This window comes from Paenibacillus sp. SEL1, from assembly GCF_054602535.1.
Window position 1 is genome coordinate 977910 of sequence record NZ_CM137723.1, and the last position, 7091, is coordinate 985000.

Sequence of the window (7091 nt, forward strand, 5' to 3'; positions counted from 1 at the left end):
GCTATGATCTGCCGAGCTTGCTTTCCACTAAATCTTTTAGGCGACTGCGAACACCTTCCAGCGGGATCTCCGAAATGACAGGAGCGAGAAATCCGAAAATAACAAGATGTTCGGCTTCAATCCGTGATATCCCGCGCGACATCAGATAATAGATTTGCTCTGCATTTACTTGCCCCACGGATGCAGCATGACCCGCGGTTACATCATCCTCATCTATCAGCAGGATCGGATTGGCATCGCCGCGAGCTTTAGGACTTAGCATAAGCACGCGTTCTGTTTGCTGACCATCACAATGGGTTGCACCTTTTTCAATCTTTGTAATGCCGTTGATAATGGCCGTAGCTTCTTCAAGCATGACTGCACGCGTAATCATCTGGCTTACCGAGCTTCTGCCAAAATGCTGAGCTTGAGTTGTATAGCTCGATTTTTGATTGCTCGTGCCAATAGCAATCACCTTATTGTCGGAGACCGCCCCGTTGCCTTGTAGCAAAGTTTTGGTATCGCTGGCGGTATAACCATTGTTCATCTCACCGATAATCCATTCCACACCCCCATCAGCAAGAACGACCGCCCGTCGCTGGGTGAAATCTGTTGTAGTTGCAGCAAGCTGATGAACCGAAGCTACTTGCACCGTTGAGCCCGCCCCCGCGAAGACCTCCGTCACACCGTTATGCAATACCTTGACATCATCACCACTCGATACACAATTATCCACATAAGTGATCTTGCTGTTGCTCCCTGCCACAATTAAGACGTGAGGAGCAAAACACACACCGCTTGTATCGTTAAGAAAGATCGCTTGAATAGGTGCTTTAACCTCTACACCGTCTGGGACATATAGAAAAACGCCACCACTCCATAAGGCACTGTGTGCAGCAGATAAACGATGTTCTTCTGGCTTTACTGCCTGAAAGAGATAACGTCGAACCAGCTCCTCATGCTCTTTTGCCGCAGTATGCAGATCCGATAAAATGACTCCCTGGGCGGCTAAGCTCTCGGACAATTTCGTATACACTACATCCGAGTTGAACTGAACGATTAGTCCGCCTTTCACCGGAGAAGCAACCAAACCTCGAACAACCTCCGGCGCTTCCTCCAAACTAGACCACGCATTCTCAGCTTTGTAATCTCCACTTTCGTAGATATCCCATTTTTCAAGATTGATTTTCTCCACTTTAGGCAACTCCAGCGTCCCTGCCAGTTCGAGTGCGTGAACGCGGCGTTCAATCAGCCAACGAGGTTCATCCTTAGCGCTTGACCATGCGCGTAAATCGTCCACATTCATTGAAACTCTAGCTTGTATATCCACGTGCTGTTCCTCCTCTCCGGCTTTTAAGCTTCCCTTACCGTCTCATCCGTAATCCCAAGTTCCTCCTTCACCCAATCGTACCCTTCAGCCTCCAAACGGTGGGCAAGCTCCGGACCGCCAGATTTAACTATCCGGCCTTGCATCATGACATGCACAAAATCCGGGGTAATATAATTCAACAGTCGTTGATAATGGGTGATGATTAAAAAGCCTCTATCCGGGCTGCGCATCTCATTTACGCCATTGGCCACAATACGCAGTGCATCAATATCAAGCCCTGAGTCCACTTCATCCAGGATCACAAACTTGGGTTCAAGTAGCATCATTTGCAAAATCTCATTCCGCTTTTTTTCACCGCCAGAGAATCCCTCATTCAAATAACGATGCACAAATTCCGGGTTCATCTCCAGCCCCTTCATTTTGCTCTCCATTTCACGGATAAAACGGATTAAGGATATCTCATCGCCTTCTTCACGCCGTGCATTGATGGCACTTCTGAGAAAGTCCGAGTTGGTCACGCCAGCAATTTCACTTGGGTATTGCATAGCGAGGAACAAGCCTGCCTGGGCACGCTCATCCACCTCCATCTCCAAAAGGTCTTCATTGTCCAATGTCACCTTACCGCCAGTAACCTCATATTTGGGATGGCCCATTAAAGCTGAAGCCAATGTACTTTTTCCCGTCCCATTAGGCCCCATAATCGCATGAATCTCTCCGCCATGAATCTCCAGTGTGAGCCCTTTTAAAATTTCTTTCCCTTCAATCTTGGATCTTAATTCCTCAATCTTTAATGTCGTCATTTATCGTAAACTTCCCTTCGGAGTATTCTTCGGCACGCGCCACCAAATCACTCATAAATTTTCCAATAGTCTGCAGCTCAACCTCTGAATAGGATTCAATGAATTGGTAAAACCTTTCTTCTTTTTCTTTGTGCAGTTCTTTATGCAAATGATAAACGTGTCTTCCCTTATCCGTTAAACTAAAGTAAATCTCCTTACGATTGCTGTTCAGTTGACTTCTCATAATGAAGCCCATTTCCAGCAGCTTTGCACTAATTTTAGTAATGCTAGCTTTGGACAACCCCATCTTCTCCACAATCCCGGTATGATTTATCGGTTCATAATCACCAATACAATCAATAACGTGTACACTAGTAATATTGTTGGAGAGCATGTCAATCTGGTACTTTCTGGCCTGTTGTCGAAACGAGTTAAATTCTTGTTCAGTATACAGCTCATTCAGATGTAGCATTTTAATATATTGCTCGTAAAGATGACCTTTAAAATGATTTTGAAACTCCAATTTCCCAATCTCCCCTCTCTTGTAGTAGTTGCAGACCAAGTTCAGTGTCACCATTAGATTATTTTTTGTTCACTAGTGAACAAAATGATATTAACACAATTGATATTGATAATCAATATCAATTGTGTTAAATGTGACGCAATTTTGGAGGCGCTTTTCATGGGTTTGTTGTCATTGTCATCGGCCTCATGCTGTGTTTTGACTAGGGCACGTCCCGGAAATGGTTTTGCCTACCTCTGATCAATTCGGCAGCACCCGGATGGATATGGTAACCGAAGCCAAGTCCAATACCGTTGCCTATGAACGTCATGGTACACCTGCCACAGACCGGGGTCGCTACCGTAAAAAGAGGACAAAGGTGGTGCTTGGCTGAGCTGTTTTAAAGCCGTATACCGTCGCGTTTGAGTACGCTATCGTGAGCATGTATGGCAATGAATAATCCGTCAGTTACCTGTGTCTGGATATGTTATGGGGCCAAAGAGTATACCAAAAACTGTAGTTTTTGCTGGTGAATCCGAACAGGCGATGCTCCATTCTAGCCAGCACCGATCTGACACTGGAGGCGACCTAGATCATCGAACTTTATACCGCCCGATTCAAAATCAAATGCACCTTCTGGGCGCTAAAGCAATCCATCGGCGGATTCAGCTACCACTTTTGTAGCAAATCCATTCCGAAGCCCAACCGGTATTTGAAAAAGGATCGGGTTCACCCTCTGGAGTTGTTGGAAGAGGAGAAAGCGCAACGGGACATCCGCCTAACTGTAAAGATGAGAATGGTAAACGATAACCAAAATGGATCCCTACGGGGCTTAAGATAAAAGGAACCAAGAAAAGAGCCGAAATCTTGCTTCAGGAAGCCAGGAAGAATTATCATATGGAAGGACAAGCACTCGCGGTTGAAAACGAAGATATGCTGTAAGAGTAAAAGCGGCTACTCCATCCGTTAATAGCAAAAAGCTGTTCGCAGACTTTATGCTTCAATGGTTAGAGATGATGAAAAACAGTATCGGGCTTATCTCCTATATCTCCTATTCCGACACTGTAAAAGGCCGCGTAGATCCTTTTTCCGAGAGAAAGGGATGTATTGCTTGATGATTTAACTACAGAGGATTTTCAGACCTTGTATACCCATGAAATGAATGTGCAAGGTGTCAGCGCCAATACCGTTATTCATTACTACGCGAACATTTGCAGAGCCCTTCAGTATGCCGTGAAAATAAAGCCGATTGTGGCGAATCTCGCTGACTTAGTTGAAAGCCCAAAAAAGAACAATTACGACGTGAACTTCTACAATGCCGAGGAGCTGAATCAACTCCTCGCAGTAATCCGAGGCGAAAGAATTGAGCTTTCCGTTATCCTGGCTGCCTTTTATGGGCTAAGCCGAAGCGAGGTCGTAGGATTAAAATGGTCGGCTATTGATTTATTGAATTGGACTATTAATATTAAACATACCGCCACATCGAGCAATTTGAATGGTAGATATATTGAAATTGAAAAGGACCGAACCAAGAATAAAACCAGTCGCCGTATACTGCCACTGGTGGATACGTTCTATGAGCTTCTGATCCGTATGAAGGAATAACAGGAATCCTATCGCTTATCTTCTGACAATTCTTATTGTCTTGAATACCTGGAGTATATTTATGTAGATGTATTAGGGGTAAGCATGAAAGAAGTTCAGGAATGGCCGGATCACAGTGATTACGCAATAATAGCCAATATTTATTCGCATTTGGAATACAACTCAAAGGTGTCTTCAGCTCAAGCAATGAGTGGGGTACTAAAGCTCAAATAAAAAAAGCCCACTAGAGACTATCTCTAATGAACTCTTTTAGTTAATACCGGCGAGAGGACTCGAACCTCCACGGTTTCCCACTCGATTTTGAGTCGAGCGCGTCTGCCATTCCGCCACGCCGGCATATTTAATTATGGAGGCGCCACCCAGATTTGAACTGGGGAATAAAGCTTTTGCAGAGCTTTGCCTTACCACTTGGCTATGGCGCCAGAGTATAACAAAGCGGACGACGGGAATCGAACCCGCGACCCTCGCCTTGGCAAGGCGATGCTCTACCGCTGAGCCACGTCCGCATAAAGATGGCTGGGGATATAGGATTTGAACCTATGCATGACGGAGTCAAAGTCCGTTGCCTTACCGCTTGGCTAATCCCCAATAAGTAAAGGGCGGCCGATGGGGCTTGAACCCACGAATGCCGGAGTCACAGTCCGGTGCGTTAACCACTTCGCCACGACCGCCGCAAGTTATGAATAATTGGCAGGGGCAGCAGGAATTGAACCCACACCAACGGTTTTGGAGACCGTTGTTCTACCTTTAAACTATGCCCCTATAAAACTGGTGGAGGATGATGGATTCGAACCACCGAACCCGTAAGGGAGCAGATTTACAGTCTGATGCGTTTGGCCACTTCGCTAATCCTCCAAAAATGGTGCCGGCGAGAGGACTTGAACCCCCAACCTACTGATTACAAGTCAGTTGCTCTACCAGTTGAGCTACACCGGCACATAAAATATTCAATTAAAAGTGGCTCGGGACGGAATCGAACCGCCGACACGAGGATTTTCAGTCCTCTGCTCTACCGACTGAGCTACCGAGCCTTAGAATAAGGCTCATCATTAAACGTTGTATTACTAATGGCGGAACTGACGGGATTCGAACCCGCGATCTCCTGCGTGACAGGCAGGCATGTTAGGCCTCTACACCACAGTTCCACAATAAATTTTAATTGGTTGCGGGGGCAGGATTTGAACCTGCGACCTTCGGGTTATGAGCCCGACGAGCTACCGAACTGCTCCACCCCGCGACAGTAATAAATAATTATTTTTTCAAATGGTGGAGGCTGAGGGGCTCGAACCCCCGACCCTCTGCTTGTAAGGCAGATGCTCTCCCAGCTGAGCTAAGCCTCCACAATTAAGCACTTCTCATATTATACCATAATGAACTTTTTATTGCAAGCCCTTTTATGATATTTTTATGACCCGTAGGGGATTCGAACCCCTGTTACCTCCGTGAAAGGGAGGTGTCTTAACCCCTTGACCAACGGGCCATGCAATAAAATAATTCTGGCGGAGAGAGAGGGATTCGAACCCTCGAGACGCTTTTGGCGCCTACACGATTTCCAATCGTGCTCCTTCGGCCAACTCGGACACCTCTCCATATGGCTCCCCGAACAGGACTCGAACCTGTGACAACTCGATTAACAGTCGAGTGCTCTACCAACTGAGCTATCAGGGAATATTAAGTATTTGTTTCAAGGTTACACCCTGAAAACTGGATCCGAAACTCACTTGCGTTTTATTTTTTTAGGATAAGCCCTCGACCGATTAGTATTGGTCAGCTCCATGCATTACTGCACTTCCACCCCCAACCTATCTACCTCGTCGTCTTCAAGGGGTCTTACATACTGGGAAATCTCATCTTGAGGGGGGCTTCACGCTTAGATGCTTTCAGCGCTTATCCCTTCCGTACATAGCTACCCAGCGGTGCTCCTGGCGGAACAACTGGTACACCAGCGGTACGTCCATCCCGGTCCTCTCGTACTAAGGACAGCTCCTCTCAAATTTCCTACGCCCACGACAGATAGGGACCGAACTGTCTCACGACGTTCTGAACCCAGCTCGCGTACCGCTTTAATGGGCGAACAGCCCAACCCTTGGGACCTACTTCAGCCCCAGGATGCGATGAGCCGACATCGAGGTGCCAAACCTCCCCGTCGATGTGGACTCTTGGGGGAGATAAGCCTGTTATCCCCAGGGTAGCTTTTATCCGTTGAGCGATGGCCCTTCCATGCGGTACCACCGGATCACTAAGCCCGACTTTCGTCCCTGCTCGACTTGTAGGTCTCGCAGTCAAGCTCCCTTCTGCCTTTGCACTCTTCGAATGATTTCCAACCATTCTGAGGGAACCTTGGGGCGCCTCCGTTACTCTTTAGGAGGCGACCGCCCCAGTCAAACTGCCCACCTGACACTGTCCTCGCACCGGATCACGGTACCAAGTTAGAACCTAGATACGATCAGGGTGGTATCCCAAGGATGCCTCCTCTCAAGCTGGCGCTCAAGATTCTACGGCTCCCACCTATCCTGTACAGATCGTACCCAAATTCAATATCAAGCTGCAGTAAAGCTCCATGGGGTCTTTCCGTCTTGTCGCGGGTAACCTGCATCTTCACAGGTATTAAAATTTCACCGGATCTCTCGTTGAGACAGCGCCCAAGTCGTTACGCCATTCGTGCGGGTCAGAATTTACCTGACAAGGAATTTCGCTACCTTAGGACCGTTATAGTTACGGCCGCCGTTTACTGGGGCTTCGGTTCATAGCTTCGCTCTTGCGAGCTTACCACTCCCCTTAACCTTCCAGCACCGGGCAGGCGTCAGCCCGTATACTTCGCCTTGCGGCTTCGCACAGACCTGTGTTTTTGCTAAACAGTCGCTTGGGCCTTTTCACTGCGGCCCCCTCGGGCTAT

General features: G+C 47.4%; 5 protein-coding genes, 15 tRNA genes and 1 rRNA gene (1 of these 21 only partly in view). 2 read left to right on the forward strand and 19 right to left on the reverse strand.

From position 1 onward, the window contains the following. Window position 1: 1 nt before the first annotated feature. Genes sufD through ACYCSE_RS04600 form a run of 3 tightly spaced genes read right to left on the reverse strand, consistent with a single transcriptional unit; the run spans window position 2 to window position 2611 of the window. On the reverse strand, window positions 2–1309 hold the full coding sequence (sufD, locus tag ACYCSE_RS04590; protein WP_459701647.1) for a Fe-S cluster assembly protein SufD: 1308 nt from the start codon (window positions 1307–1309) through the stop codon (window positions 2–4). A 23-nt stretch (window positions 1310–1332) separates the two neighbouring features. Further along, window positions 1333–2109: a Fe-S cluster assembly ATPase SufC gene (gene sufC / locus ACYCSE_RS04595; protein ID WP_023990247.1), complete on the reverse strand. Its 777-nt coding sequence runs from the start codon at window positions 2107–2109 to the stop codon at window positions 1333–1335. Further along, entirely contained in the window at window positions 2090–2611 is a 522-nt protein-coding gene (locus ACYCSE_RS04600; protein ID WP_023990248.1) for a MarR family transcriptional regulator, read from the reverse strand. The genes sufC and ACYCSE_RS04600 overlap by 20 nt, the downstream gene beginning before the upstream one ends. A 220-nt stretch (window positions 2612–2831) precedes the next feature. Here ACYCSE_RS04600 and ACYCSE_RS04605 point away from each other — a divergent pair, with 220 nt between their 5' ends. Both ACYCSE_RS04605 and ACYCSE_RS04610 read left to right on the forward strand, forming a co-directional pair. After that, window positions 2832–2984, forward strand: coding sequence for a hypothetical protein (locus ACYCSE_RS04605; RefSeq protein WP_254350124.1), 153 nt, complete (start codon window positions 2832–2834; stop codon window positions 2982–2984). A 713-nt stretch (window positions 2985–3697) separates the two neighbouring features. After that, complete coding sequence (locus tag ACYCSE_RS04610; RefSeq protein ID WP_459701651.1) at window positions 3698–4195, forward strand: tyrosine-type recombinase/integrase; 498 nt, start codon at window positions 3698–3700, stop codon at window positions 4193–4195. Between the two features lie 257 nt (window positions 4196–4452). Here ACYCSE_RS04610 and ACYCSE_RS04615 read toward each other — a convergent pair. The 16 genes from ACYCSE_RS04615 to ACYCSE_RS04690 all read right to left on the reverse strand — a co-directional run. Next, a tRNA-Leu gene (locus tag ACYCSE_RS04615) sits at window positions 4453–4531 on the reverse strand. Window positions 4532–4542: 11 nt separating this feature from the next. Continuing rightward, window positions 4543–4617, reverse strand: a tRNA-Cys gene (locus ACYCSE_RS04620). A gap of 12 nt (window positions 4618–4629) precedes the next feature. Beyond that, a tRNA-Gly gene (locus ACYCSE_RS04625) sits at window positions 4630–4701 on the reverse strand. Between the two features lie 7 nt (window positions 4702–4708). Then, a tRNA-Gln gene (locus ACYCSE_RS04630) sits at window positions 4709–4783 on the reverse strand. A gap of 10 nt (window positions 4784–4793) precedes the next feature. Further along, a tRNA-His gene (locus ACYCSE_RS04635) sits at window positions 4794–4866 on the reverse strand. Between the two features lie 17 nt (window positions 4867–4883). After that, window positions 4884–4957 (reverse strand) — tRNA-Trp (locus tag ACYCSE_RS04640). A 7-nt stretch (window positions 4958–4964) separates the two neighbouring features. After that, window positions 4965–5050, reverse strand: a tRNA-Tyr gene (locus ACYCSE_RS04645). 5 nt (window positions 5051–5055) lie between these two features. Beyond that, window positions 5056–5131, reverse strand: a tRNA-Thr gene (locus tag ACYCSE_RS04650). Window positions 5132–5153: 22 nt separating this feature from the next. Beyond that, a tRNA-Phe gene (locus tag ACYCSE_RS04655) sits at window positions 5154–5226 on the reverse strand. A 37-nt stretch (window positions 5227–5263) separates the two neighbouring features. Further along, window positions 5264–5340: transfer RNA gene (locus tag ACYCSE_RS04660), tRNA-Asp, on the reverse strand. Between the two features lie 15 nt (window positions 5341–5355). Further along, window positions 5356–5432: transfer RNA gene (locus tag ACYCSE_RS04665), tRNA-Met, on the reverse strand. A 27-nt stretch (window positions 5433–5459) separates the two neighbouring features. Next, window positions 5460–5535, reverse strand: a tRNA-Val gene (locus ACYCSE_RS04670). Window positions 5536–5603: 68 nt separating this feature from the next. Next, window positions 5604–5675 (reverse strand) — tRNA-Glu (locus ACYCSE_RS04675). A gap of 17 nt (window positions 5676–5692) precedes the next feature. Further along, window positions 5693–5784, reverse strand: a tRNA-Ser gene (locus ACYCSE_RS04680). 3 nt (window positions 5785–5787) lie between these two features. Beyond that, window positions 5788–5863, reverse strand: a tRNA-Asn gene (locus tag ACYCSE_RS04685). Between the two features lie 69 nt (window positions 5864–5932). Then, window positions 5933–7091, reverse strand: a 23S ribosomal RNA gene (locus ACYCSE_RS04690) (it continues 1770 nt past the right edge of the window).

Bases quoted from the DNA above. Each gene is read 5' to 3' on its own strand.
- sufC (WP_023990247.1), bottom strand. From the start codon at position 2,109: ATGACGACATTAAAGATTGAGGAATTAAGATCCAAGATTGAAGGGAAA.
- ACYCSE_RS04605 (WP_254350124.1), top strand. From the start codon at position 2,832: ATGGTTTTGCCTACCTCTGATCAATTCGGCAGCACCCGGATGGATATG.